The sequence below is a fragment of the Microbacterium sp. Yaish 1 genome (assembly GCF_002245215.1).
In the GTDB taxonomy this organism is placed as follows: Bacteria; Actinomycetota; Actinomycetes; order Actinomycetales; family Microbacteriaceae; genus Microbacterium.
Genome location: NZ_NPMR01000002.1, coordinates 571,140 through 597,421, shown reverse-complemented (window position 1 = coordinate 597,421; position 26,282 = coordinate 571,140). Strand labels below are relative to the sequence as shown.

Genomic DNA, 26,282 nt, shown 5'->3' with positions numbered 1-26,282 from the left:
TCGGCCCGTCGGCCGCCCGACCACACGAACGGAACTCCACACTCATGGCATCGACCGCAGACATCAAGAACGGCGTCGTCCTCAGCATCGACGGTCAGCTTTGGAACGTCATCGAGTTCCAGCACGTCAAGCCCGGCAAGGGTGGCGCCTTCGTGCGCACGAAGCTCAAGAACGTCGTGTCGGGCAAGACCGTCGACCGCACCTACAACGCCGGCGCGAAGATCGAGATCGAGAACGTCGACCGCCGCGACTTCACCTACCTGTACAACGACGGCGACAACTTCGTCTTCATGGACGTCGACGACTACGACCAGATCACCGTCCCCGCCGTCACCGTCGGCGACGCCAAGAACTACCTGCTCGAGAACCAGCAGGTGCAGATCGCGCTCAACAACGGCAACCCGCTCTACATCGAGCTGCCCGCCTCCGTCGTCCTCGAGATCACGTACACCGAGCCCGGCCTGCAGGGCGACCGCTCATCGGCCGGAACGAAGTCCGCGACGGTCGAGACCGGGTACGAGATCCAGGTTCCGCTGTTCGTCGAGCAGGGCACGAAGGTCAAGGTCGATACCCGCACGGGTGACTACCTCGGCCGCGTGAACTGACGCCGGCCCTCGTCCGATGAGCGCTCGCTCCAAGGCGCGCAAGCGCGCCCTCGACATCCTCTATCAGTCCGACATCCGCGGCGACGACCTCGGGGTGACCCTCGCCGCCGAGGCGAAGCGCGCTGCGCTCGAGCCTGCGCGCGAGGCGTCGTGGCTGTACGCGCGCGAGATCATCGACGGCATCATCGACAACCGCGAGGACATCGACGAGCAGATCACCACCTTCGCGAAGGACTGGTCGCTCGCGCGGATGCCCGCGGTGGACCGAGCGATCCTGCGGCTCGGGGTCTGGGAGATCGTGTACAACGACGCGGTCCCCGCGGCGGTCGCGATCGACGAGGCCGTCGAGCTCGCGAAGGAGTTCTCGACCGACGGGTCGAGCGCCTTCGTCCACGGCGTGCTCGGCCGGGTCGCCCGTCTGGGCTGACCGACGTCGGAGGCACGCGCGAGGATCCTCCTATGAGGCTGGACTCGTGATCGGGAGGACGACGCCGTCGTGGCGTACCGTCCTCGCGCCCGCGGCGGCGGGAGAGAACCCGGTCGCCCTCGGCGTGCAGCTGCGACAGCGAGAGAGCGCCGGCACGGCTCACTGGGGCCCGCGGCGTGTGCTCCCGGCCACCGCGCGCAGCGTCGCCACGTCCGACGGTGAACTCCGACTCGCGGCGCGGCCCCTGTCGCGGAGCGCGACGAGCGGGCGGTGGGTGCAGGGCGACGAGAGCTGGGAGTCGCTCCGCCGCGGCGCCTGGCGGGTCGATCCGGCGCGCGCCCGCTGGTTCTCGACCCTGTACGGCATCGCCCACGACGCCCGGCTGCTCGGCGGCTACGGCGATTCCGAGTGGCTGACCCTCGACGGCGCCGACTCCGAGCTGCTCTGGCCGCATCTGCGTGCGGCGTCGGTTCTCGGCATCCCGATCGTGTCGACCCGGCCCGACCAGGACGTCCGGCTCGGCGATGCCGCGTCGGTGGAGGTGCGCGCCGACGGTCTCGACGGCGGCCTGCGCCTCACCCCCGTCGTGCGCTTCGACGGTGGGGATGCCGCCGCCCATGCGCGTCCCATCGGCCACGTCGGGGTCTACGGGATCGACCAGGCGGGGGATACGCTCCGGGTCGTGTTCGCGCCGGCCGGTATCGGTCCGGGCGTGCGTTCGTTGCTGGCTGCAGGCGCACCGGTCACCGTGCCGGAAGCGGAGCGCGCCGACTTCCTGCGGGAGGCCTACCCGCAGCTGGCCCGCGAGACGATCGTCATCGCGGGCGCAGGTGTGCGGCTGCCGGCGCCGGAGCGGACGACCATCGTCGTCACGGTGGATCAGCGGCCGCGCGACGAGCTGGCGTACGCGATGGTGTGGCAGGTGCCGGGCGTCGGTCGGGTGCCGTGGGAGAGCGCCGCGGGTTCGTCATCGGCCGATCCCGAGCTTGGCACCTCGCTCGAGGCAGCGTGGGCGAGTGCCACCGAGCGGCCATTCTCGCCGGGCGGAACCCGGACCGGCGTCGACGCGGCGGAGTTCACGAACGAGCTCCTGCCCGTGTTGCAGGCCGTGGACGGGGTCCGGGTCGAGGTCTCGGGCGTGACGCGGTCCTACCGCGAGCTGTCGGGCGACCCTCGCATCCGGGTGAGGACGGTCGAGACGACGGACGCGGACTGGTTCGAGCTCGGCGTGCACGTCGAGGTCGAGGGGCGCCGCGTGCCGTTCCGGCCGCTGTTCACCGCGCTCGCGCAGCGCCGCAAGAAGATGCTGCTCTCGGACGGCGCCTACTTCTCGCTCTCGCACCCGGCGCTGGACCGCCTTCGCGAGCTCATCGAGGACTCGCGTGACCTGGTGGAGTGGGAGACCGGCGGCGCCCGGCTCAACCGGTACCAGCTGCAGCTCTGGACCGACTTCGAGGATCTCGCCGACGAAGCCGAGCCCGCGTCGCGCTGGCGTGCGGCGGTCGATCGTCTGCGTCAGACCGCATCAGCGGACTCGCCGCGTGCCCTGCCCGACGTGCCCGGAGGCATGGCGACGACCCTCCGGCCGTATCAGCACGAGGGCTTCGCGTGGCTCGCGGCGCTCCGCGATGCCCGGCTGGGCGGCATCCTCGCTGACGACATGGGCCTGGGGAAGACCGTGCAGCTGCTGACGCTGCTCCAGCGCGAGCACGAGCGCGGCGAGAGCCGTCCAGCGCTCGTCGTCGCTCCCACGTCGGTCGTGTCGGCGTGGCGCGATGAAGCGGCGCGTCACGCGCCCGGCTTACGCATCGCCGTGGTGGACGGTGCGGGAGTCCGGCTCGATCGGCTTGAGGCGGATGTCGTGGTCACCTCTTATGCGCTCCTGCGTCTCGACGAGCACGCGTACGCGGAACAGGAGTGGTCGACGGTCGTCCTCGACGAGGCGCAGTACGTCAAGAATCCGCGGACGAGGGTGCATCGCGCCGCGCTCGGCCTGCGCGCCGACGTCGTCCTCGCGGCCACCGGGACACCCTTGGAGAACAGCCTGACCGACCTCTGGGCGATTCTCTCGCTGACGAGTCCGGGATTGTTCCCCTCCGCCCGGCGCTTCCGAGAGGAGTACGTGAAACCGATCGAGCGCGGACGCGTCGAGGAGAACGCCGAGGGTGGAGCCGCTCGCGAGCGTCGGCTCGCCCGCCTGCGGCGGCGCGTTCAGCCCTTCCTGCTGCGGCGCACGAAGGATGTCGTGGCGGCCGACCTTCCGCCGCGGCAGGAGCAGGACGTGCGTGTGGAGCTGTCCAGCGGACACCGTGCCGTCTACGAGCGCGTGCTCCAGCGCGAGCGGCGCAAGGTGCTGGGGCTGCTCGACGATCTCGACAGTCAGCGATTCATCGTCTTCCGCTCGCTGACGCTCCTGCGGATGCTCGCGCTCGCTCCCGCGCTCGTGGATGCGGGCGGCCCGGGGCTCGTTCCCAGCAAGCTCGACGCGTTGCGCGGCCGTCTCGACGAGCTCATCGCGGAGGGCCACCGCGCTCTCGTGTTCAGCCAGTTCACGTCCTTCCTCGACATCGTCGAGGCCGACCTGCGGGCGCACGGCATCGGGGTCGTCCGCCTCGACGGCTCGACCACCCGGCGGGCGGCGGTCGTCGACGCGTTCCAGCAGGGCGACGACCCGGTCTTCCTCATCAGCCTCAAGGCCGGGGGCGTCGGGCTCACGCTCACCGAGGCCGATTACGTCTTCCTCCTCGACCCTTGGTGGAACCCGACGGCGGAGCAGCAGGCGATCGACCGGACCCACCGGATCGGACAGGAGCGACCCGTGAGCGTGTACCGCCTCATCGCCGCCGGCACGATCGAGGAGAAGGTCGTCGAGCTGCAACGGCGCAAGGCTCGTCTCATCAGTGCGGTGCTCGACGCCGACGGCGCCTTCTCGAACGCCCTGACCGCTGACGACATCCGGCACCTGCTCGCCTGACTCGACGGCATCCGCCCCCGGGGAATGACACGGTGCCCCGCGACCGGCCTCCGTCGGGGCCTCACGTAGACTCGACCAGTCGCAACAGGAGGTCATCGTCATGCGCATCACAGGCCTGGGACACGCCGGAATGTTCATCGAAACGGCAGGGGGCAGCATCCTCTGCGACCCGGTCGTCGGACCGAGCTTCTTCGGGTCGTGGTTCCCGTTCCCCGACAACCGCGGGCTCGACTGGGAACGCTTCGGCCGCGCCGACTTCCTGTACATCTCGCACCGGCACCGCGACCACTTCGACCCGGCGCTGCTGCGCGCACACGTTCCCACCGATATCCGCGTGCTTCTGCCGGAGTACCCGACTGACGATCTCGAACGCGATCTGCGTGAGCTGGGGTACGACAACATCATCTATACGCAGGCGGGCGTGCCCCTGGAGTTCGGCGACCTGAAGCTCATGGTCACACCGCTGCGGGCGCCGAGCGACGGACCGATCGGCGACTCGTCGCTCTCGGTCGACGACGGCACGGGGTCGGTGCTGAACCAGAACGACTCGCACCCGCTCGACCTCGAGAAGCTGATGTCGTTCGGAAAGCCCGACGCGTACTTCACGCAGGTGTCGGGCGCCATCTGGTGGCCGATGGTCTACGACCTGCCGCAGGACGCCAAGCAGAACTTCGCCCAGCTCAAGCGCGATGCGCAGAACAAGCGCGCCATGTACTACATCGACAAGGTCGACGCGCCTCACGTCTTCCCGATGGCCGGGCCGCCGATGTTCCTGCGCGAGGAACTCTTCCGGTACAACGGCTGGGGCGAGCAGAACGACTCGATCTTCACCGACCAGGCTCAGTTCCTGGCCCACATGGCCGAAGAACGACCCGACCAGAAGGGATACCTGTTCCTCCCCGGGACGCAGGTCGATCTGAACGACGGCGCCCTCGAGGTCACGCAGACGCTCTATACGGATGCCGAGATCGAGCGCATCTTCTCGGACAAGTGGAACTACCTCGCCGAGCAGCGCGACAGCCGCCAGGACGAGATCCGCGCCGAGATCGAGCGCCGCGCCCCGATCCTGCCGCCGGAGGAGATGCTGGCCGCGATCAAGCAGTGGTGGGAGCCGCTCCTGCGGCGTGCCCGGACCATCCGCAACGGCGTCGGCGGCATGGTGCGCTTCCGCATCGGCGACCTGGACATGGTGGTCGATTTCCCGAAGGCGAAGGTGCGCGAGTACGCGGGGGAGGAGTGCATCTACTGGTACACGATCCCCGCCGACCTCGTCTCGACGAACATCCGCGACCACGAGATCGACTGGTCGAACTCGATCTTCCTCTCGATGCAGTTCGAGGTCGGCCGCAGCGGCAAGTTCAACGAGTTCCTGACCACCTTCCTCAAGTGCCTGTCGCGCGACCGCATCGAGTACGTCGAGAACTGGTACGCCGAGCAGTCGGATCAGACCGAGGATGCCGAACTCGGCGACTGGACCGTGCAGCGGCGGTGCCCGCACCTGCGGGCAGACCTCACGAAGACGGGCAAGATCGAGGACGGTGTGCTCACCTGCTCGCTGCACGACTGGAAGTGGGACCTCGCGACCGGGCGCTGCCTGACCACCCAGGGTCACCCGATCCGCGCGAGCCGCATCATCGAGACCGCGAACGCGACCAACCCCGCCGCCTGATCTCGTCGACGCGGAACGGGTGGTGGCCGATCACGACGTGATCAGCCACCACCAGACGAGCAGCAGCGTCACGAGGAACCCTCCGAGCTGGTTGAGCCAGAGGAAGCGGTCCCAGCCCGCGGTCGCGCGCTCGCACGTGTCGTCGGTGATGTTCCGGAACGGCCACAGCGTGACGAGATACGGGACCGCCACCAGCGCCGCGAGCGGCCCCGGCCACGTCGTCGCGAGCATGAGCGCGCCGGCCAGGGCGTAGCAGGCCAGGGCGAACCGCACGGTCCACCGGGCGCCGCGCACGGTCGCGATGGAGGCGATGCCCGCCTCTCGGTCGGCACCGACGTCCTGGACCGCGCCGAAGGCGTGCGACGCGATGCCCCACGCGGCGAACGCCAGCAGGATGACGGCGAGCTGCCAGGTCCAGGTGGCCCCTGACAGCACGAGCCCGTACGCCGCCGGGGAGAAGAAGTGGATGCTGCTGGTGATCGAGTCGGCGAACGGCCGCTCCTTCAGACGCAGCGGGGGAGCGCTGTAGAAGACGACGAAGAGGAGGCTCGCAGCCAGCACGAGCCACGACAGCGGCGAACCGACCGCGACGAGGTAGGCGACGAAGGGCAGGCACGACAGACCCGCGGCCCACAACGTCGCCCGATGCACGCTGCGATCCAGGATCGCGCCGTGCGCGCCGCCCTTGCGCGGGTTCCGCAGGTCGGACTCGTAGTCGAAGACGTCGTTGATGCCGTACATCGCGAGGTTGTAGGGAATGAGGAAGAAGAGCGTGCCGATGACCAGCGTCGCGTCGATCTGGCGTGTCGTGAGCAGGTAGGCCGCGGCGAACGGGTACGCCGTGTTGATCCAGCTCACCGGACGCGAGGCGAGGAGGAGCTGGCGTGCGAGCGCGGTGGCGGTCATCGGTCGGGCTTCTCCAAGAGGGTCGCGATGGCCGGCACCAGGAAGGCCGCGCACAGCGGATATGCGAAGTCCTCGAGCGGTGCGAGACCGATCCGGATGCCGCTGAGGTGCTCCTCCGGGTAGGTGAACAAGCCGGCGGCGATCATCACGTTATCGAACACGGCCGTCAGCAGGATGAGCACGACCGCGGCAGCCGCGGACCAGGCCATGCGTGCGGGGAAGCGCGGGCGGCGGGCCGACAGTGCGGTCACGACGACGGTCACGACGACGAAGGGGATGACGATGAGGGCGTAGGTCACGGGGCGGCATCCGTTCGCCGTCTGCCGCGCCCCGGGCGCTCCCGCCACCGCCGGGCTCCGCCGTACGCGACGAGAGCCAGGTAGCTGAGGAACAGCAGGAAGACGGGTTCTTCGAGCGGGAGATGCGGCGCGAGGTCGATGCCGAGCAGCGATCCGCCGGTGCCCTTGACGAACACGCCCGTGGCGATGCCCACGGCATCCCAGATCAGGAAGAACACCGTCCCCAGCAACGCGGCGATGATCGTCCGTCGTCGGTCGCGCCAGAATGCGAGCCGGAACCGCCGGTCGAGCAGCCCGACGCCGCAGAGCGACACGAGCAGGGCGATCAGGTACGAGCCCGGCACCGCTCAACCGGCGGGTGTCGCGGGCTCGGGAAGCGGTCCGGCGCTCGTGTCGCCGCGCAGGCGCTTGACCACCAGCTCCGCCGAGATGAGGCACATCGGCAGCCCGATCCCCGGCAGCACGGAGCTGCCGGCGTAGTACAGACCGGGTACCTTCTTCGAGGCGTTGCCGGGACGGAAGAGCGCGCTCTGCCCGAGGGTGTGAGCGAGACCCAGGGAATTGCCGCGCCACGCCCCGAGATCGCGGGCGAAGTCGGCGGGAGCGATCGTGCGTCGGACCGTCACGCGCGAGGCGAGGTCGGTCACGCCCGTCCACTGCGCGATCTGGGCGATCGCGCGGTCGGCGGCGGCCTCGATCGCGGGATCGCCACGGCCGTCCACGCCCCCGTGCCCTAGCTCCGGGTCTGCGGGGATCGGGACCAGGACGAACAGGTTCTCCGAGCCCTCCGGTGCCACCGTGTCGTCCGTCGCACTCGGTCGGCACACGTACAGCGACGCGGGATCGGGGATGTGGGTGTCACGGCCCGAGATCGCGTCGAAGTTCTCGCGCCAGCCGCGCGTGAACAGCAGCGTGTGGTGCGGCAGCTCCGAGATCTCGCCCTCGACTCCGAGGAGGATCAGGAGCGCACCGAAGCTCGGAGTGCGCTTGCGCCACCAGCGCTCCGGGTAGGACTGCCGGTCGGGCGGCAGCAGCACGGTCTCGGTGTGGTGCAGGTCGGCGGTCGAGACGACGATGTCGGCCGGGATCTCCGTCGTGTCGGCGAGACGGACGCCGGTCGCCGAGCCGTCGTCCGCGGTGAGGATCTGGGCCACCGGGGTACCCGTGCGCACCTCGACGCCACGCTCGCGGGCGAGACGTTCGATGGCCGCGATGATCTCCGTGAAGCCGCCGCGCGGGTAGAGCACCGCGTCATCGAGATCGAGGTGGCTCATCAGGTGGTACAGGCTCGGCACGTCATACGGCGACGAGCCGAGGAAGACCGCCGGATAGCCGAGCACCTGGCGGAGCATCGGGTCGTCGAACCGGCGCTCGACGAAGCGGTTGAGCGACCGGGTCAGCAGCGGCGCGAGCGTCGGCACCCGCTTGAGGATGTCGGGGTCGCGGAGACCCTCCGAGGTGGCGTAGGTGTCGTACAGGAACTTCGATACGGCCAGATCGTAGGCGTCGGCGGCGGAATCGAGGTACTCGTCTAGCCGCGCCCCCGCCCCCGGCTCGCGGCTCTCGAACAGTGCGGTCGCCTCGGCACGTCCTGACACGACGTCGATGTGCTCGCCGACGCCATCGCCCTCCGGCTCGGCGTAAACGCGGTAGGCCGGCACGAGAGGCGCCAGATCGAGCTCGGCCGCAGCGCTCGTCCCGAGGAGCGCGAAGAAGTGGTCGAAGACCTCTGGCATGAGGTACCAGCTCGGGCCGGTGTCGAATCGGAATCCATCGCGCTCCCACGAGCCCGCGCGCCCTCCCGTCTCGTCCCGAGCCTCGATGACGGTCACGGCGTATCCCTCGTGGGCCAGGAGGGCGGCCGTGGAGAGCCCGGCGATGCCGCCGCCGATCACGACGGCGCGCGATCCCGGGGCGGCCTCGTGCGCACGTGCCCGGCTCATGCGCCGGCCCGCAGGGGAGCGGCGCCCACCGTCGCGCGGGCCGCGAGCCCGAGCTTGACGGTGTTGGGCACGCGGACCCGCTGGTCGGTGTCACCGGCACGCCGCAGGCGGCGAGAGAGCGCGGTGAAGAGGTCATGAGCCGCGGTCACCGCCCGGCGGCAGTCGGCCGGCAGGAGGGGGATGATGGCCCCCGCCGCGTCGAGATCGGCGTCGATGCGGTCGAGTACCTCGACGCGCGACGACGTTCCGTCGGCGCCGTCGACGCCGAGGTAGTCGCGTCCGAGGGATCCGACGTCGTGGGGGAGATCGCGCAAGAAGTTCACGTCCTGGAAAGCGGCGCCGAGGCGGCGTGCGCCGTCGACGAGAGCGGGGTCGGCGGGACGCGGGTGCGAACCGCCGGCGTTGACGAAGGTCTGCAGACACATCAGCCCGACGACCTCCGCCGAGCCGTAGACATAGGAGTCGTGCGAGCCCGCGTCGTGGGACGTCACCTCGAGATCGGTGCGCATCGACGCGAAGAACGGCCGGACGAGGTCGGCACCGATACCGCACTCCCGCGCCGTCGACGCGAAGGCGTGGACGATGAGGTTGGCGCTGAACCCTTCGTCGACGGCGACGAGCGTCTCCGCTTCGAGGGCGTCGAGGACGCGGCGCTGAGCCGATACGGGCATGCCGGCCTGCTCGGCGGAGCCGTCGACGATCTCGTCGGCGATCCGAACCAGTGCGTAGATGTTCCGGACGTGCGGGCGCACGCGCGGACCCAGCAGGCGGGCCGCGAGACCGAATGAGGTCGAATAGGCCGAGATGACCACGGCCGCCGCGTCACGCGCCGTCTGGTCGTACAGCGCGATGGCCGAGTGGTCGGTGTTCACGGGATCCGTCCTTCGATGCCGTCTGCGAGCTGTTCGATGAGGGCGCGTGCGGCGGGCGGCAGCTCGGTCGTCCGGCGCCGCACCGAGGCGAGCGTCTGGCCGACGAGGGTCACGAGCTGCTCGCGGGCACCGCTCGCGTCGAGCTCGCGCTGTGCCGCCTGCACCGCGATGGGTCCGGTCGGCGCCATCGCGAGCGCCGACGACACCTGAGGCCACGACGCCGACTCGCGCGCGAACGAGATCAGCGGTGTCCGCTTGGCCTCGCGAAGATCCGCGCCCGCGCCGCGGCCGGCCTGCGCCTCGTCGCCGAAGGTGCCGATCAGGTCGTCCACCAGCTGGAAGGCGAGGCCCAGGTCTGCTCCGACCGACATCAGCACGGCGCGATCGCCGCCGTCGGCATCGGCGAGCACGGCGCCTGCAGCGAGGGGAGCGCAGAACGAGTAGACCGCGGTCTTGTCGTGCGCCGTGCTGAGCAGCTGTGCGGTCTCGGGCTCGGTGGGCACGACCGCCTGCTCCACATCGGCGAGCTCGCCGATCGCGGACACGAGCACGGCGTCGTCGAGCAGGTCGAACAGGGGTACCCGCTGATCCGATGCGACGTCGGCCGTCGCGACGAGGCGGGCCGCCTCGTAGAGGAGGATGTCGCCGGCGAGGACGGCCGCGGCATCGCCCACCCGCTCGGCGTCGTCGGCGCTGACTCCCAGGGACCGGGCGTGCGATCGGAAGGTCCCGCCGACGTTGGGAACACCGCGCCGCTCGATGTCGCGGTCGATCAGGTCGTCGTGGATGACGAACGCGCTGTGGAGCAGTTCGAACGCGGCCGCGACATCCCACAGTCCGGGTGCGGCCTGCCGGTCCCCGCCGAACGCGTCGAACGCCGCGACGACCAGGGCCGGGCGGAAGCGCTTGCCGCCGGATGTCGCCGCCGAGGCGGCGCGAATCAGGGCCAGCGCCGACGATCCCCGTGGGATGGCTCGCTCCGTGAGCCTGGTGAGGACCTCGTCGAGCGCGCGATCGACAGCGGCTCGGCTGTCATCGGGCAAGGAGATCACGTTCACCGTCCTGGATATGCCATTTGCGAGGCGTTTTTGCTAGCTTAACTAGCGTTTGAGCCGATGATAACCAGGCTCGAGAGGTGGTGTCCACATGGCTGACCCGAATGCCGAGGTCGCGAGAAATCGTGTAGAGCGATCGGCTCTGGAGGCCGTGAGAGCGTTCAGCGACGCCATGGATCGCATGCACACGGGGCTCCGCTCCGACATGGACATGAACGCCACCGACCTCTCGGCGCTGCGCATGCTCAGCATCCGAGAGCAGCGCGGCGAGCTGGTGAAACCGCACGATCTCGCGCGCCATCTGGGCATATCGAGCGCGTCCACGACGAAGATGCTCGACCGCCTGGCGAAGGAAGGATTCATCGAGCGCGCGCCGCATCCGAAGGACCGACGCGCGCTGGTCATCACCCTGACCGAGTCGTCGCGCCAGGATTTCGGTCGCCATTTCGCCGCGCGCCTGCGGCGCATGCGGGAGGCGATGGGTCCGTTCAGCGCCGAAGAGCTCGCGACGGTCACGCGCTTCCTCGACAGCATGAGCGACGCGATGCTGGCCGACTGACGAAGAGCCGCTGAGACTGGCTCGGCTGGCTTCCGGCGGGCGCGGCTACATGCAACGAAGGCCCCGTCTCTCGACGGGGCCTTCGTGTTCTTGTTGCGGGGACAGGATTTGAACCTGCGACCTCTGGGTTATGAGCCCAGCGAGCTACCGAGCTGCTCCACCCCGCGGCACAAGAGATAACACTAGCACGGGCTCAGGGGGTCGTCCAATCGGGGCGGCTTCGAGGCATCCCCGGGCGTGTCGTGACTCGAATGGCATCCGGGTGTTGGCTTCCGCGGTCCGGGGCGAGGAGGATAGCGGCATGAGCCCCGCGACCCCGGTCGCCGACCGAGGCGATGACGTCGCAGACGACGGTCGTGCCGAGTCGGCGGATGAGCGTGCCGACCGGAACTGGAACGAGCTGCTGCAGGAACTCCGCGTGCTCCAGACGGGCACCCAGATCCTGACCGGCTTTCTGCTGGCACTCGCCTTCCAACCCGCGTTCCGCGACCTCAACGGGCCGCAGCGGGTGTTCTATCTGACCCTCGTCGTGCTGGCGGCCCTCAGCGCGATCGTCGCCCTGTCACCGGTCGCACTCCACCGGGGCCTGTTCCGCCGCCGGGCCAAGCCCGCCGTGGTCGCCTTCGGCCACACGGCTCTGCTGTTCGCGCTGGTGACGGTGTCGGTCCTGCTGGTGGGCGTGGTCGTCTTCGTGTTCGACGTCGTCGTCAGCACTGCGGCATCCTGGATAGCGGGGGGCGCGCTGGCGTTCCTCATCGCCGCGCTCTGGGTGGTCTCGCCGCTCATCTATCGCCACCGCCGTTCGGAGGACCGATGACAGCTCTCGCCGTCGCCCAGTTCGCCCCCGCCGCCGACGTCGACGAAAACCTCCGCGCGATCGCCGGGTTCGTCGATCGCGCGCGGTCGCGCGGAGCCCAGATCGTCCTCTTTCCGGAGTACTCGAGCTACTTCGTCGACCCGTTCGACGAGACGCTCCGAGAGCACGCCCAGGACCTCCAGGGTTCGTTCGTCGAGGGGCTGCGTGATCTCGCACGTCGCCACGGCGTGCACATCGTCGCGGGCCTGCTGGAACGAGCGTCGGATGCCGAGCGCGTGCGCAATACGGTCGTGGCCGTCGGACCCGACGGACTCGTCGCGTCCTACCGCAAACTGCACCTCTACGATGCCTTCGGGCAACGCGAATCCGACTGGGTGGAGCCGGGTGAGATCACGCCCCCGGAGACCTTCGAGATCGACGGCGTGCGCTTCGCTCTGATGACCTGTTACGACCTGCGGTTCCCGGAGATCGGCCGCGTGCTCGCCGACACCGGCGCGCACGTCGTCCTCGTTCCGGCGCAGTGGGTGCGTGGCCCGCTCAAGGAACTGCAGTGGAACACGCTGCTGCGGGCTCGCGCGATCGAGAACACCCTCTTCGTTGCCGCGGCGGACCATCCGCCGCCGCTGGGGGTCGGCAACTCCGGGGTGTTCGATCCGCAGGGTGTCGAGATCGCCGCGGTGGGAACGTCGAGCGACGTCGCCGTCGCCCACGTCGACGTCCATGCGGTCGAGCGCGTCCGACGGGTCAACCCCGCGCTCCGGCTGCGCCGATTCGAGGTCGTGCCCCGCTCAGAAGGCCCGCGCGAGTCGAGCTGACGCCTCGGCCAGGACGTCCGGGCGCTTGCAGGCGGCGAACCGCACCAGCGAGGCGTACTCGGTGCGGTGCGCGGCCGACGCGAACGCCGTCAGCGGGATGGCTACGACACCCGCGCGATCCGGCAGCTCCCGGCAGAACGCATCAGCGTCCGATGCCCCGAGCGGGGCGGCGTCCGCGACGGTGAAGTACGAACCCGCCGGAGTCGACACCGCGAAGCCGGCCTCGCGAAGGCCGGCGCCCAGGAGGTCGCGACCGGCGCGCAGACGATCGGCGATGCCCGAGAAGACGCCGTCGGGAAGCCGCAGGCCGGCGGCGACGGCGGGCTGGAACGGGCCGGCGTTGACGTACGTGAGCCACTGTTTGACGGCGAGAACGGCGCGGACGAGGTCGGCGGGACCCGTGACCCACCCGACCTTCCAGCCCGTCACCGAGAACGTCTTGCCCGCGGACGAGATCGACAGTGTCCGCTCGGCGGCACCGGGCACGGTCGCGATCGGGACGTGGGGCGCATCAAAGGTCAGATGCTCGTAGACCTCGTCCGTGACGATGACGGCGTCGTGGCGATGCGCCAGGCGGACGATCTCGTCGATCGTCTCGCGCGAGAAGACCGTCCCGGTCGGATTGTGCGGGTCGTTGACGAGGATGATGCGGGTGCGGTCGGTGACGGCCGCAGCGAGCTCGTCGAGGTCGGGCTGGAAGTCGGGCCAGCGCAACGGTACGCCCACGAGCCGGGCGCCGGACAGCGCGACCAGCGCCGCGTACGCGTCGTAGTAGGGCTCGAAGACGACGACCTCGTCGTCCGGCCCGTCGACCAGTGCGAGCACCGTGGCGGCGAGCGCCTCGGTCGCGCCCGCGGTCACCAGCACCTGCGTGTCGGCGTCGAGCTCGATGCCGTACCAGTGCGACTGGTGATCGGCGATCGCCGTCAGGAGCTCCGGTTCCCCGCGCCCCGGCGGGTACTGGTTGCGTCCGTCGGAGATGGCCGCGCGAGCGGCTTCGAGCACCTCTTCGGGACCGTCTTCGTCGGGGAAGCCCTGACCCAGGTTGATCGCCCCCGTCCGAGCCGCGAGCGCTGTCATCTCCGCGAAGATGGTGGGAACGGGGGAGCCCTCATCGGTGAGCAGGCCGGCGCCGCGTGCGGCGCGGCGCCAGGCGCCGGGAACCTCGTGCATCCGGTTCACGCTACACGCATAGGCGTGTCCCAACCTCGGCATAGGCAAACCACAGCATCGCGCGGCAACCTGTTCTTGCTTGGACAAAGGAGCAACCTCGATGAGCGACCAGAACTTCCCCGACGACCGCACTCCCGACGCGCGAAGCGACGCCGAGCAGCCTGCCGACCACGCCCGAACCTCGCCCGTGTCGGCACCTGATGCGGCAGCGACGCCGCGCGCAGACGCGACCATCCCGCCCCGTCCGCCGCTGCCCGGCGCCCCGGCGGACGCCGGCTCGGCGTTCCACACGCAGCCGACCCAGCCCTACGGCCAGCCCGCGTCGCATGCCGGCGCGGCTTTCGGCCAGCCCGCGGCCACCACCACCGCCCCCGAGTCGCACGACCGCAGCAGGGTCGGCGGCGGCAAGATCGCAGCCATCCTCGTGGCCGCCGCGCTCGTCGGCGGAGCGGCCGGGGTCGGAGGGGCGGCGGCGGTGGGCTCGTCCTTCGTCTCGGCGCCCGCCTCGCAGAGCTCGGGTCCGTCGTCGATCACCGTCAACAACCCCGACTCGGTCAACGCCACGACCGCCATCGCCACGAAGGTGCTGCCGAGCGTCGTGACCATCTCCGCCTCGGCGGGCACCTCGGGTGGCACCGGTTCGGGCGTCATCCTGAGCGACGACGGCTACGTGCTCACGAACACCCACGTGGTCACCCTCGACGGTGCCACCGGGGACCCGAAGCTGTCGGTCACCACGTCGGACGGCCGGGTGTACGCCGCGACGATCGTCGGAACCGACCCGATCTACGACCTCGCGGTCATCAAGCTCACCGACGCCTCCGGGCTGACCCCCATCGAGTTCGCCGACTCGAGCAAGCTCAACGTCGGCGACGCGACGGTCGCCGTCGGCGCGCCGCTCGGGCTGTCGAACACCGTCACGACGGGCATCGTCAGCGCGCTGAACCGCTCGATCCAGATCGCGTCGTCGGCCGCGCCCGAGTCCGAAGGCGGGTCGCAGCAGGAGGAGACACCCGGCGGGCGGACGCCGTTCGAGTTCGACTTCGGCCAGGGGCAGCAGACCCCCTCGCAGCCGAAGTCGTCGATCGCGATCTCGGTCATCCAGACCGACGCCGCCATCAACCCGGGCAACTCCGGTGGCGCCCTCGTCGATGGAAAGGGGCGCCTGATCGGCATCAACGTCGCCATCGCGAGCGCCGGTGGCGCGTCGACGGAGGCCGGCTCGATCGGCGTCGGATTCGCGATCCCCTCGACGGTCGCCGAGCGTGTCGCCAACGAGATCATCGACAACGGATCGGCCACCCACGGCCTGCTGGGCGCGACCGTCGGTGATGCCGCCTCCGCTCCGGGAGCGACCCGTGCCGGCGCCCTCATCAACGAGGTGACCTCGGGGGGTGCCGCGGCATCCGCGGGCCTGCGCAACGGCGACATCGTCACGCAGTTCAACGGCATCGCCATCACCGACCAGGTCGACCTGACCGCTCAGGTGCGGGCGCTGGCCGCCGGCAGCGAGGCCAAGCTGACGTACGTCCGCGACGGCCGCGAGCAGACGGCGACCGTCACCCTCGGCCAGCTGCAGCAGTAGGCGCCGTACCGGCCCGGACGCCACCCCGCGATAGGCTCGCGGGGTGGCGTCCTTCTCGTTCGGCGCGGGCAACGTACGCAAGGTCCTGCGCATCCCCGTGTACCTCGCGGGACGCCTCGCCACCCTCGTCATCCCGCGCGACCGGTCCGCGTGGGTCTTCGGATGCGCCGTCGGCATCGCCGACGGCGCGCTCGCTCTCTGGCAGGCCGCGCCCCGCCGTCGGGCCGTGTGGCTGGTGTCTTCGCCCCGTCAGGCGGAGGAAGCGAGACGTCGGGGCATCCCGACCGTGCAGCGCGACTCGTTCGCGGGTTTCTGGCGCACCGCCCGCGCGGGCGTCGTGGTGGTCACCCACGGCCTCGGCGATGTCAACCGATACGGCGTCGGCGGTGCGTTCCTCGTGCAGCTCTGGCACGGCATACCGCTCAAGCGCATCGGCCTGGACTCTCCGGTGACGACCGATCCCGGGCGGCTCGGCGCCGTTCCCGGCATCCGGTGGCTCCTCGCGCTGGCGTACCGGCGAGCACAGGCGCAGATCGACCTGCTGCCCGCGGCATCCCATCGTGTCCGCGGCCGGCTGGAGAGTGCGTTCGGACTCGACGACGCGCGTGTTCCCGTCCTCGGCGAGCCGCGCGTGGATGTCCTCTCGCCGCCCGACCCGCGCGCCGCACGCCGTGAGGCGCGGCGGCTGCTCGATGACGTCGTCCCCGGCCTGTCGGACGCGCGCGTCGTCCTCTACGCGCCGACCTGGCGCGACGGCGAGCCCGACCCTGCGACGCCCGATCCGGCCGACTGGCAGAGCATCCTGAGCGTCCTGGAGCTCCACGACGCCGTCCTCCTCGTGCGATCGCACCCGCTGGGCGGCGGGGACTACTCGCCGCCGGCTGCGACGTCGCGCGTGCGCATGCTGGGAAGCGACGTCGTCCCCGATGTCACGCCGTTGCTGGCAGCCGTGGACGTGCTCGTCACCGACTACTCGTCACTCGCGTACGACGCGGGACTCGTGCCCCTGCCGACGCTCTTCCTCGCGCCGGACGTCGAGCGCTACGCGCGTACCCGCGGCTTCTACGGGACCTATGCCGAGGTCGCCGGCGACGATGCCGCGCGGTCATGGGCGGACCTGTGCTCGCAGCTCGCCGATGTGCTGGGGAGTGATTCCGAGGCGGAGCGTCGGCGGTCCCGGGCGGACGACCTGAGCCGCCGGATGCATGCGTGGCGAGACGGACGGAACGCGCGTCGCGTGCATGATGCCATCGTCGCCGCGGTGCCGGAATCAGCGGGGGAGCGGTCGTGATGCGCATCGGGTTCGGCGGCGAGGGGCTGCCGGTGATGACGGTGACCGGGACGGGGCCCGCTCCCGCCCGGATCGAGATCGTCGGCCCCCGCGCCCGAGCGCGCGGCGAGGTGACCGCCGGCGACGACGGCTGGACGGCTCGCGTTCCCCTGCACGCGTCGCGCTGGGGCGGGGCCGAGCTCCCGCTGCCCTCCGGGACCTACGCCCTCGTCGTGGACGGTGCCCCGATCCGCGGCGAGGATCAGGCCGACGGTGCGCTCGCTGCCGTGCGCACGCCCACGGCCCGTGCGAGCTGGGACGGAGCACGGCTCGAGATCGCCCCTCCCGTCGACCCTGCGCTGGATTCGGGTGAGGGGCGCCGCGCTCTCGAACAGCGCTACGCGGCGCAGCGCCAACCCCTCGAGAACGCCGTCTTCTTCGAGAGCTTCTACGGCCGGAGCGCGAGCGACAATCCGCGCGCCATCGATCGGGAGCTGGCGCGGGCGGCCCCCGGGGTCACCCGCTATTGGAGCGTCGTCGACCTCTCGGTGGCCGTGCCCGAGGGGGCGGTCGCCGTCGTCGACGGCAGCCCCGAGTGGTGGCGAGCCCGCGCCGTCGCACGGCTGCTCGTGGTCAACGACTGGCTGCGCCGACCGTTCGTCCGCAAGCCGGGTCAGGTGGTCCTGCAGACCTGGCACGGCACACCGCTGAAGCGACTCGCCCTCCACCGACCCGGCTTCGACCCCCGCCGGGCGCTGGCGGTGTTCCGCGAGAGCCGGCGCTGGGACATCCTGCTGGCCCAGAACCCGTACAGCGCCCGCGTGCTGCGGGCCGCCTACGCCTTCCGCCGCAAGCCCGTATGGGTCGAGGGGTATCCGCGCACCGACGACCTCCACACCGGCGACCGGGACGCCGCGCGCGCGGCACTCGGCATCGACGCGCACGAGAAGGTCCTGCTGTACGCGCCGACCTGGCGGGATGACCGAGAGACGATCGTCGATTTCCTCGACCTGCCCGCCCTCGCCACCTCGACGGGCGCCGTCGTGCTCGTGCGCGGACACTCGCGCACGCTCGCGCCGGGAACCGACGAGCGCGGCGCGCGCGTGATCGACGTGACGTCGCATCCCGATCTCGCCGCCCTGCAGCTCGCCTCGGACGCCCTCATCACCGACTACTCCTCGGTGATGTTCGACTATTCCGTCACCGGCCGTCCCATCTACTTCTTCGTGCCCGACCTCGAGCACTACCGCGGCGAGCTGCGCGGGTTCTACTTCGACCTCGCCGAGTCCGCGCCGGGCCCGATCGTGCGCACGCAGGACGATCTGGTCCGAGCCATCGCGGCGGGCGAGGCCGGTGACCCCGAGCGCTACGCCCGCTGGCGCGCCCGCTTCAACCCCCGTGATGACGGGCATGCTGCGGAGCGCGTCGTCTCGCGCATCCTCGACCAGGGGCTCGTGTCGCGAGACTGAGCGAGACTGAGCGAGACCGGGCGAGACCGACTCAGGGCAGCGGCGTATTGCGCGCCAGGCGCGATGTGTCGACCGTGCCCCGGGCGCCGCGCGAGGCACCCTGCAGGAAGCCGACGCCCCAGGAGAAGTGCATCGACGGCAGGACCGCGAGCGTCCACAGCCGGTCACGCAGACTCCGGCCCCCGCCCCGCCCCGCCGCGACGACGGCGACGAGTCCGGCGTAAGCCGCGACCGGAAGGTGGAAGACGGACAGGAGGATGCCGGTGCGCCCCGACAACACCCCGGACGCCTGGACCGCGCCCACGGCGAGCGACGCGGCGGTGGCGATGACCAGGAGCGGGGGAGCGAAGAAGCGCAGGCCGTTGCGCCGGCCGAAACGCCGAACGAGCTCTCCTCGCCAGGAGCCGGTCGCCCGGAACTGCCGCACCAGGCGGGACCAGCTCTCGCGGGGCCAGTAGGTGACGTGGAGGTCGGGGTCGAACCACACGCGGTACCCGGCGCGTCGGATGCGGAGATTGAGCTCCCAGTCCTCGCCGCGGCGGATGCCCTCGTCGAACAGCCCGACCTCGTCGAGCACGCTGCGTCGCATCACGCCCAGGTAGGCCGATTCCGCCGGGCCCTCGTCGGTTCCGCCGTGGTAGGCGCCGCCGCCGAGCCCGATGCGGGAGTTGTACGCGCGGGCGACCGCTCGCTGGAACGGGCTCCTGCCCTCGGCGCGCATGACCCCGCCGACGTTCGCGGCCTGCACCCGGGCGAGCGTCTCCAGCGCCGCTCGGGTATAGCCGGGCTCGAGCTCGGAGTGGGCGTCGACCCGGACGATCGTCGGATAGCGGGCGGCGCGGATCGCGATGTTCAGGCCGACGGGAATGTGGGCCGCGGGGTTGCGCACCAGGCGGATGCGCGCGTCCTCGTCGGCGAGCCGGCGGGCGACGGACTCCGTATCGTCGGACGACGGGCCGAGGGCGAGGATGACCTCGATCGGGGCGTCGAGCTCTTGGGCGAGCACGCTGCGGACGGCACGCTCGAGGTACGCGCGCTCGTTGAGGACGGGCATGACGAACGACACGCCCGCCTGCGGGGCCGGGACGGGCGCGGGACGCCACCGGTGCGCGTCGTCATGCATCCGTCGATCATGTCACGCGTCCCGGTCCTGGCTCGCACCCTCGGTACCCTGGAGGGGTGGGAATCATCGCGGACGCGCGCAAAGCCGTAGCCCTCGTGCGGCGGGCGGTATCGAACCGGGCGGCGTACGTCGACGTGCGGCGCTCCCTCGCCCGGCTGCCGAAGCCGGCGACCGACCACTTCCGCGTCGCCGTCTACTTCGCCGACGGCGAGGTGAACATGTACCAGATGCGGCAGTGGTACAAGCCGCTGCAGCTCCTCGCCGAGACGTGGCCGGTGGTCGTCATCAGCCGCAGCGCGACGGGTGCGCAGGCCCTTCTCGCCGACGGCGCCCTGCCCGTCGTCTTCGCGCCGACCGTGCGGGCGCTCGAATCGGTGGTCGCCGCCCAGGACATCCGCGTCGTCCTCTACGTCAACCAGAACACCCGCAACTTCCAGATGTTCCGGTACGGGCACCGGTGGCACGTCTTCATCAACCACGGCGAGTCCGACAAGATGTACATGACCACGAACCAGTTCAAGGCGTACGACTACGCGCTGATCGCCGGTGACGCGGCCCGCGAGCGGCTCGGTCGCGTCCTGTGGGACTACGACCTCGACGCGCGCACGATAGCGATCGGACGGCCGCAAGCGGATCACTTCTCGGGTGCGCTCCCGTACCCCGAGGACGGGCGCCGCGTCATCCTCTACGCCCCGACGTGGGAGGGCGACCGGCCCGCTGCGCACTACGGCTCGATCGCATCGCACGGCGAGTCGCTCGTGTCGGCGGTCCTCGCCTCACCGCGGCACCGGCTGATCTATCGCCCGCACCCGCGCTCCGGCGTCGTGGATGCGGCCTACGGCGACGCGCACCGACGCATCGTCGCCGCCATCGCGGCTGCCAACGCCGCCGACCCGCTCGCGCACCACGTCTACGACGACGGGCCAGAGCTGGGCTGGCAGCTGGCAGCCGCCGACCTGGCCGTCGTGGACATCTCGGCCATGATCTACGACCGGCTGGCCGTGGCGAAGCCTCTGCTGGTGACGCGTCCTGTCGACCCCGCGGCGCTCGTCGACACGGGCGGCTACCTCGCCGACGCTGCGTGGCTCGATGCGGCCTCGGCAGCGTCGATCGTCGAGATCGCCGACCGTGTCGCCGACGATCCGGAGGCCTCGCAGCGGCTGCGCGGTTGGTCGCGCCACTACTTCGGCGACACCTCGCCCGGGGCGGCGACGGCTCGTTTTCACGCTGCCATCGAGCTGCTCATGCAGCGGTGGGCGGAGTGGGACGCGCGCACGGTGACAGTCGCAGACGAACGCGACGAGGCCGAGCTCGACGACGCCTGATCAGCCGGCGCCCCCGGATTCAGAGCGCGGCGGTGCCGATCATCACCGCGCCCACCACGAACAGCACCGCCAGCACCAGGGCGATGACGACGAGGACGAGGTGCACGGTGAAGAACCGGGTGCGCCGGCCCGCGGCATCCGTCGCGCGCGGATCGCGCGCCACCCGCCGCAGGAACGTCGGCCAGGTGACGACGTTGAACAGCGCTCCGACGATGAGGATCGAGATCAGGAAAGCGGTCATGGTTCCTTCCGGTCATCGAGGTCGTGCTCGGCGCCGGCGGCGGGTTCATCCAGGCCGCCGGGGTCTGCAATCGGGCCGTGCCGTTCGCCGCGCCGGAACGGACGAGAGGCGAATGTCCCGATCTGACGGCCTCCCTCGGCGAAGACGCCGCTGATTCGCCGCGCCACGAGCCCGGCGCCTCGTCCGATCGGTTGATTTTCGTCGCGTGATTCGAGCGCCGCAGGGAAGCTCACGGGAACCACCCCGAACGCGCGGCGGGCACCGGAGATCACACGGCGGCCGAGAATGTGGTTGCCGGTGCCGCCGATCGCCGCGCCGATGCCGAACGGGAGGGCCTTGCCGACGACGGATGCTCCGCCTGCGGCGGCGAACCGTCGCACGAACGCGTGCTTGAGCCGGTCGAGCACCGGGCCGACGGCGGTACGGGGGAGCGAGGACGTGACGAGCTCGCCCCAGTAGGAACTGCGGGGGCTGCCTTTTCCGCTCGCCTGCTTGGCGAACTGCCCCACCAGGTCGGCGCCCTCGCGGCCGAGCATGAGCGCGAGCACGAGAGCCCGCGCGCGGTCGGGGTTGTCGACGGGGATGCCGTGCAGTTCCGCGAGCGACTGGGCGAACAGCGCGGTCGCCTCGAGGAACCCCGCCGTCTCCACTCCGCTGAGCGCGAGGGTCGTCGCCGTGCCGATCCCCGGGATCACGGCTGTCGCGCCGACCGCCGCGCCGCCCGTGGTGACGGCCGTCAGATAGCGGCGCTCGAGCATCTGCACGACCTGCGCGGTCGTCGCCTCGGGATGCCGGTGGCGGATGCCCCGGAGGTGAGCGAGGACGACCGGACGCTGCACGGCGAGCAGTCGATCGAGCGTCCGGACGCTGAGCGGATGCTGCCCGGCGCCGGCCTCGCCCGCGTCGCGGCGCGGAGCGTCGTCGGGAAGGGAATCGATGCGGTGCACCTTACGGGCCATGGCACCCATCCTCTCGCGCCCGCGGCGCGGCGGCGCCGTCAGACGTACAGGTTCGCGCGCTCGAGGTCCTCGGCGAAGTCGACCTCGACGGCGTACAGGTCGGAGATGTCCATCGGCTCGAGTCGCAGGTCGTTCTCGGCGACGGCGAGCTCGAGACCTCGCTCGAAGTAGTCCTGGTCGTCGACGCGGCCGAGCTGCGCGATGAGCGCCTTCTTGTCGCGGGACGAGATGTAGTTGATGCCGACCGCCTCGCCGATACCGCCGCGGACCGTCTTGGAGAGCTCCTTGATGAACCCGTCGGCACCGACGGTGTACTTCACTTCCTCGTCGCTGACCTTGGCGGTGTTGACGGTCACGAACGACTGGTCGCGTTCGATGAGCGCGACGGCGCGGCCGAGGACGCGCGGGTCGAAGACGACGTCGCCGTTCATCCACAGGACGCCCCCGCGTCCCGAGGCCTTGAGCGCCCGCAGCAGGCTCTGCGAGGTGTTGGTCTCGTCATAGCGCGCGTTGTAGACGTAGTCGACATCCGGGAAAGCGTCGACGATCGTCTCGGCACGGTAGCCGACCACCGTGGTGATGCGCGCATCGTCGCCGAACGCCGCGCGGATGTTGTCGTGCTGCTGCTGCATGATGCTGCGGCCGTCGTTCAGCTCGGTGAGCGGCTTGGGGAGGGAGCGGCCCAGGCGGGAGCCCATCCCTGCGGCGAGGATCACGATCTGAAGGCCCACGAGCATCTCCTGAAGTTACGAGTTAGATCAGCATTCACCGGAGTGACACCCCGGGACAGCGTTTTTCATGGTACCGACCCGTTCTGGGAGGTCGCCCGAACACCCGGAGCCGTTGCGCTTTCGTGACCTTGCTGGTAGCGCGATTCTCGGTGTTCCCTCATGACGCAGAGCCTCGGCGCAGACGGCCCGCTTGATAGGTTTGGGGGGTGACAGACGACTCGGCCACCCCCCAGCACGAACAGCGTGGCGCGTCGCCTGTCGGTACGACCGCGCCGCCTCTGCCCGACATCCCCGCCGAGGTCGCGGCCGCCGAACTCGCGGTCGCGGCACCACCCGCTGCGGGGTCGCCCGAGCGAACCTCGACGGCGTCCAAGAAGGGCTCTCCGCGCACCACGAAACCGCGCAAGCCGCGCGGGTCGGGCTCGTCCGGCGCGAAGAAGTCGCCGCGGAAGCCGCGCTCGGCGGACGCCGCGCCGGAGGCCGGTGCGACACCGCCGAAGCCGGAGATTCCCGCCGCCGTGGCTGCGGCGGCGTTCGCGGCGCCCACGGAGGATGCGGGGTCGAAGGTCGCGGAGACCGTTCCCGACTCGGACGACGGGGCCGTTGCGACCGATGCGACCACGCCGGAGACGGTTTCGACCGGCGAGCCCGTGGGCTCGTCCGTCGGCGAATCGTCTCCGGAAGCTGCCACCGAGGCGGAACCCGACCAGGATGCGGTTGTGGAAGACGTGGTGGCGGAAGACGTGGTGCGCGAGGACGTCGTGCCCGAGGACGTCGCGCCCGAGCCGGACGCGGGTCCTGAGCCCGCCGCTGAACCCGAGCTCGCCGCCGAACCGGAGCCCCAGCCCGACGCCGAACCCGAGGCCGACGCCGAACCCGAACTCGAACCCGACGCGGTCGTGACTCCGGATGAGCAGCCGGAGCCCGAACTCGTCCTGTCGGAGAATGAAGAGCCCGAGCCCGAGCCCGAGCCCGAGTCGGTCGTGGGCCTGGAAGAGGAGCCGGAGCTGGTGGCGCGCGACGCGATCGCCGACGTCGAGCCGGACGCGTCGCCGGAACCGCAGTCCCTGTCGACCGCTGCCGTCGACGACGTCGAGCCGTCCGAGGTGCTCGGCATCGTGACGGTCGCTGCGGGCGGCGCCACGTCGGCCCACGATTCCGGGGACCGCGCCTCGAGCGCGCCGGCGTTGCGCCTGCGGGGCGTCACAAAGGCCTACGGCGAGGCGCGCGCGGTCGATCGCATCGACCTCGAGATCCCCGCGGGATCGTTCTTCGGGCTCGTCGGGCCCAACGGTGCGGGAAAGACGACGACGCTCTCGATGATCGCCGGCCTTCTCCGTCCCGATGAGGGCGCGGTCGAGATCGCGGGAATAGACATCCGTCGAGACCCGGCCGGAGCCAAGCGGCAGATGGGCGTCCTGCCCGATCGGCTGCGCACCTTCGACCGTCTCTCCGGCCGCCAGCTCCTCTACTACTACGGGGTCCTGCGCGGGCTGAAGCCCGCGGTCGTCGAGAACCGGATCGCCGACCTGGCCGCGGCGTTCGATCTGACCGACGCGCTCGGACGCAGCGTCTCGGACTACTCGGCCGGCATGACGAAGAAGGTCATGCTCGCGGGCGCCATGATCCACGCGCCGCGGCTGCTCGTCCTCGACGAGCCCTTCGAGTCGGTGGATCCGGTGTCGAGCGCTGTCATCCTCGACATCCTGCAGAAGTACGTCGACCACGGCGGCACCGTCATCCTGTCGAGCCACGGGATGGAGCTCGTCCAGCGCGCCTGCTCGGGCGTCGCGGTCCTCGTGGGCGGCCGCATCCTGGCGGCCGGCACCGTCGACGAGGTACGTGACGGACGCACGCTCGAACAGCGGTTCCTCGAACTTGCCGGCGGGACGAGCGCGGTGGAGGGCCTCGAATGGTTGCACACGTTCTCCGACTGAGGTTCGACGTCCTGGTCGGGGCACTGCGGTTCCACCGTGCCCGCGCTCTGGCAGCGCTCGCTGCGACCGTGGTTCTCGTCGGCGCGATCGTCCTCGCGCTCCTGCGTCTGCAGGATGCGCCCCTCGCGAGCGCGCTCGTGGTGCTCGCTGTCGGCGGCGCGGCCGTCTCAGCCTGCTTCGCGCTCGTTCCGCTGGTCACCCCCGTTCGCGACCCGCTCGATCCGCGCGCCTTCATCGTGACCGGTCGTGACTGGCGGCTGGTTGCCGCCTCGACGGCGGCAGCAAGCCCGCTGAGCCTGCCGTCGGCGGCCGTGATCGCGGTGTCGGTCGCCGTCGCACTCACCTGGGTCGCCCACGGGGTCGATCCGGTGGCCGCAGTCTTCGGTGCTGCGCTGATCGTCGTCACCCAGCTCCTCCTGGCGCGGGTCGCGCTCGGAATCGCCGCTCTCGTGCTCGCGGATCGTCGATCGCGCGAGCTGACGACGCTGCTGCTGCTGGGTATCGCCGTGGTCGCGATCCCGGTCGCGGTCTTCCTGGCCTCGCTCAACTGGGACGACGGCGTCCCGGGCCCGCTGCTCGCCGCCGTGCAAACGCTGGCGGTCACCCCTATCGGGGCGGCTTGGGTTCTCCCGCTCGACCCCCGGCCAGCCGTCGCCATCGTCGCGGTCCTCTCGGCCGTGGCATTGGCCGCGGCATGGATCCTGATCGTGCGGCGGATGCTCACTCACACGGAACGGCCCGTGTCCGTGCGCGAGCGCCGCGGACTGGGCTGGTTCACCGTGACCCCGGGAACGCCCGGGGGCGCCGTCGCGGCGCGTTCTCTCGTGTACTGGCTACGCGATCCCCGGTATCTCGTCGACATCGCGATCATCCCGGTGGCGGCCGTCGTCGCGGTCGTACCCCTCGTCATCGTCGGTGTGCCGCACGAGATCGCGGCGCTGATCCCCGCTCCGCTCATCGCCCTCCTGCTCGGCTGGGTCGTCCACAACGACCTCGCCTACGACGGTTCGGCCGTCTGGCTGCACATCTCCAGCGCGGTTCGCGGTGCGTCCGACCGGGTCGGTCGACTCGTGCCGCTGCTTCTCGTCGCGTTGCCGCTGCTCGCGATCGCGATCCCCGTCGGCATCGGCATCCACGGTGATTGGGGCGTGCTGCCGGTGATGGTCGGAGTCTGCTCCGCGCTGCTCCTCGGCGGTCTCGGCCTCTCGTCGGTCTCGTCCGTGCTCGCGCCCTACGCGGTCGCGCGACACGGCGACAGCCCCTTCCAGCAGCCGCAGCGCACCGGCGGCGGACTCGCTCAGGGCGCCGTGCTGGTGGGGGCGCTGCTCGCGGCATCACCGGCGCTGTGGTGGTCGTGGCGGTTCCTGATGGGCGAGGCCCACGCGCAGTGGTGGGCTCTCGGAACCGGAGTAGGGGTCGGGCTCGTCGTGCTCGTCGCCGGCATCCTCATCGGCGGTCTGCTGTTCGATCGGCGCGGGGACCGGCTCATGGCATTCGCCGAGACGACCTGACCGTTCGCCGATAGAAT

The 26,282-nt window shown here is 70.7% G+C and carries 24 protein-coding genes and 1 tRNA gene; 13 read left to right on the top strand and 12 right to left on the bottom strand.

What is annotated here, in order from left to right:
* Window positions 1-44 precede the first annotated feature (44 nt).
* The 4 genes from efp (at window position 45) to CI089_RS11930 (ending at window position 5,675) form a co-directional block, all read left to right on the top strand.
* A complete protein-coding gene (gene efp / locus CI089_RS11945) occupies window positions 45-605 on the top strand; it encodes an elongation factor P (protein ID WP_023951208.1) in 561 nt (186 codons plus the stop codon).
* A gap of 16 nt (window positions 606-621) precedes the next feature.
* Window positions 622-1,032, top strand: coding sequence for a transcription antitermination factor NusB (gene nusB, locus CI089_RS11940; protein WP_094261760.1), 411 nt, complete (start codon window positions 622-624; stop codon window positions 1,030-1,032).
* Window positions 1,033-1,078: 46 nt separating this feature from the next.
* Complete coding sequence (locus CI089_RS11935) at window positions 1,079-4,006, top strand: DEAD/DEAH box helicase (RefSeq protein WP_094261759.1); 2,928 nt, start codon at window positions 1,079-1,081, stop codon at window positions 4,004-4,006.
* Window positions 4,007-4,106: 100 nt separating this feature from the next.
* Complete coding sequence (locus CI089_RS11930) at window positions 4,107-5,675, top strand: MBL fold metallo-hydrolase (protein WP_094261758.1); 1,569 nt, start codon at window positions 4,107-4,109, stop codon at window positions 5,673-5,675.
* Between the two features lie 30 nt (window positions 5,676-5,705).
* On the opposite strand, the gene CI089_RS11925 is transcribed toward CI089_RS11930, so the two are convergent.
* From CI089_RS11925 to CI089_RS11900, 6 genes are read right to left on the bottom strand one after another with little or no spacing between them, the layout of a single operon-like run.
* Complete coding sequence (locus CI089_RS11925; RefSeq protein WP_094261757.1) at window positions 5,706-6,581, bottom strand: prenyltransferase; 876 nt, start codon at window positions 6,579-6,581, stop codon at window positions 5,706-5,708.
* Window positions 6,578-6,880 (bottom strand): lycopene cyclase domain-containing protein, encoded by a 303-nt coding sequence (locus tag CI089_RS11920; protein WP_094261756.1) that lies wholly within the window; start codon window positions 6,878-6,880, stop codon window positions 6,578-6,580. The genes CI089_RS11925 and CI089_RS11920 overlap by 4 nt, the downstream gene beginning before the upstream one ends.
* Entirely contained in the window at window positions 6,877-7,224 is a 348-nt protein-coding gene (locus CI089_RS11915) for a lycopene cyclase domain-containing protein (RefSeq protein ID WP_094261755.1), read from the bottom strand. Before CI089_RS11915 ends, CI089_RS11920 begins: the two co-directional genes overlap by 4 nt.
* 3 nt (window positions 7,225-7,227) lie before the next feature.
* On the bottom strand, window positions 7,228-8,823 hold the full coding sequence (gene crtI / locus CI089_RS11910) for a phytoene desaturase family protein (RefSeq protein ID WP_094261754.1): 1,596 nt from the start codon (window positions 8,821-8,823) through the stop codon (window positions 7,228-7,230).
* A complete protein-coding gene (locus CI089_RS11905; RefSeq protein WP_094261753.1) occupies window positions 8,820-9,695 on the bottom strand; it encodes a phytoene/squalene synthase family protein in 876 nt (291 codons plus the stop codon). The genes crtI and CI089_RS11905 overlap by 4 nt, the downstream gene beginning before the upstream one ends.
* Window positions 9,692-10,747 (bottom strand): polyprenyl synthetase family protein, encoded by a 1,056-nt coding sequence (locus tag CI089_RS11900; protein WP_094262475.1) that lies wholly within the window; start codon window positions 10,745-10,747, stop codon window positions 9,692-9,694. Before CI089_RS11900 ends, CI089_RS11905 begins: the two co-directional genes overlap by 4 nt.
* A 175-nt stretch (window positions 10,748-10,922) precedes the next feature.
* On the opposite strand from CI089_RS11900, the gene CI089_RS11895 reads away from it, so the two are divergent.
* A complete protein-coding gene (locus CI089_RS11895; RefSeq protein ID WP_256977904.1) occupies window positions 10,923-11,309 on the top strand; it encodes a MarR family transcriptional regulator in 387 nt (128 codons plus the stop codon).
* 93 nt (window positions 11,310-11,402) lie between these two features.
* Here the strand turns inward: CI089_RS11895 and CI089_RS11890 are convergent.
* Window positions 11,403-11,476, bottom strand: a tRNA-Met gene (locus CI089_RS11890).
* A gap of 134 nt (window positions 11,477-11,610) precedes the next feature.
* On the opposite strand from CI089_RS11890, the gene CI089_RS11885 reads away from it, so the two are divergent.
* Both CI089_RS11885 and CI089_RS11880 read left to right on the top strand, forming a co-directional pair.
* Window positions 11,611-12,126 carry a DUF6328 family protein gene (locus tag CI089_RS11885; protein WP_094261751.1) on the top strand — a complete coding sequence of 172 codons (516 nt, stop codon included), beginning with the start codon at window positions 11,611-11,613 and terminating at the stop codon, window positions 12,124-12,126.
* A complete protein-coding gene (locus tag CI089_RS11880; protein ID WP_094261750.1) occupies window positions 12,123-12,941 on the top strand; it encodes a carbon-nitrogen hydrolase family protein in 819 nt (272 codons plus the stop codon). The genes CI089_RS11885 and CI089_RS11880 overlap by 4 nt, the downstream gene beginning before the upstream one ends.
* On the opposite strand, the gene CI089_RS11875 is transcribed toward CI089_RS11880, so the two are convergent.
* The gene (locus tag CI089_RS11875; RefSeq protein WP_094261749.1) at window positions 12,915-14,114 is read right to left on the bottom strand and encodes an aminotransferase class I/II-fold pyridoxal phosphate-dependent enzyme; all 1,200 of its coding nucleotides are present in this window, start codon (window positions 14,112-14,114) and stop codon (window positions 12,915-12,917) included. The genes CI089_RS11880 and CI089_RS11875 overlap by 27 nt on opposite strands.
* A 100-nt stretch (window positions 14,115-14,214) precedes the next feature.
* On the opposite strand from CI089_RS11875, the gene CI089_RS11870 reads away from it, so the two are divergent.
* From CI089_RS11870 to CI089_RS11860, 3 genes are read left to right on the top strand one after another with little or no spacing between them, the layout of a single operon-like run.
* Window positions 14,215-15,699, top strand: a complete 1,485-nt coding sequence (locus CI089_RS11870; protein WP_094261748.1) for a S1C family serine protease — start codon at window positions 14,215-14,217, stop codon at window positions 15,697-15,699.
* A gap of 43 nt (window positions 15,700-15,742) precedes the next feature.
* On the top strand, window positions 15,743-16,990 hold the full coding sequence (locus tag CI089_RS11865; protein ID WP_094261747.1) for a CDP-glycerol glycerophosphotransferase family protein: 1,248 nt from the start codon (window positions 15,743-15,745) through the stop codon (window positions 16,988-16,990).
* Complete coding sequence (locus CI089_RS11860) at window positions 16,990-18,438, top strand: CDP-glycerol glycerophosphotransferase family protein (RefSeq protein ID WP_094261746.1); 1,449 nt, start codon at window positions 16,990-16,992, stop codon at window positions 18,436-18,438. Before CI089_RS11865 ends, CI089_RS11860 begins: the two co-directional genes overlap by 1 nt.
* A 31-nt stretch (window positions 18,439-18,469) precedes the next feature.
* Here the strand turns inward: CI089_RS11860 and CI089_RS11855 are convergent, their stop codons facing one another.
* On the bottom strand, window positions 18,470-19,561 hold the full coding sequence (locus CI089_RS11855) for a glycosyltransferase family 2 protein (protein ID WP_094261745.1): 1,092 nt from the start codon (window positions 19,559-19,561) through the stop codon (window positions 18,470-18,472).
* Between the two features lie 56 nt (window positions 19,562-19,617).
* Here CI089_RS11855 and CI089_RS11850 point away from each other — a divergent pair, with 56 nt between their 5' ends.
* Window positions 19,618-20,886: a CDP-glycerol glycerophosphotransferase family protein gene (locus CI089_RS11850; RefSeq protein ID WP_094261744.1), complete on the top strand. Its 1,269-nt coding sequence runs from the start codon at window positions 19,618-19,620 to the stop codon at window positions 20,884-20,886.
* Between the two features lie 19 nt (window positions 20,887-20,905).
* On the opposite strand, the gene CI089_RS11845 is transcribed toward CI089_RS11850, so the two are convergent.
* Genes CI089_RS11845 through CI089_RS11835 form a run of 3 tightly spaced genes read right to left on the bottom strand, consistent with a single transcriptional unit; the run spans window position 20,906 to window position 22,817 of the window.
* On the bottom strand, window positions 20,906-21,127 hold the full coding sequence (locus CI089_RS11845) for an SCO4848 family membrane protein (protein WP_094261743.1): 222 nt from the start codon (window positions 21,125-21,127) through the stop codon (window positions 20,906-20,908).
* Entirely contained in the window at window positions 21,124-22,086 is a 963-nt protein-coding gene (locus CI089_RS11840) for a hypothetical protein (protein WP_256977902.1), read from the bottom strand. Before CI089_RS11840 ends, CI089_RS11845 begins: the two co-directional genes overlap by 4 nt.
* A gap of 38 nt (window positions 22,087-22,124) precedes the next feature.
* Window positions 22,125-22,817: a phosphocholine cytidylyltransferase family protein gene (locus tag CI089_RS11835; protein WP_094261742.1), complete on the bottom strand. Its 693-nt coding sequence runs from the start codon at window positions 22,815-22,817 to the stop codon at window positions 22,125-22,127.
* Window positions 22,818-23,023: 206 nt separating this feature from the next.
* On the opposite strand from CI089_RS11835, the gene CI089_RS16710 reads away from it, so the two are divergent.
* Entirely contained in the window at window positions 23,024-24,754 is a 1,731-nt protein-coding gene (locus tag CI089_RS16710; protein ID WP_306426970.1) for an ATP-binding cassette domain-containing protein, read from the top strand.
* Window positions 24,730-26,265 (top strand): hypothetical protein, encoded by a 1,536-nt coding sequence (locus tag CI089_RS11825; protein WP_094261741.1) that lies wholly within the window; start codon window positions 24,730-24,732, stop codon window positions 26,263-26,265. Before CI089_RS16710 ends, CI089_RS11825 begins: the two co-directional genes overlap by 25 nt.
* The last annotated feature ends 17 nt before the right edge of the window (window positions 26,266-26,282 follow it).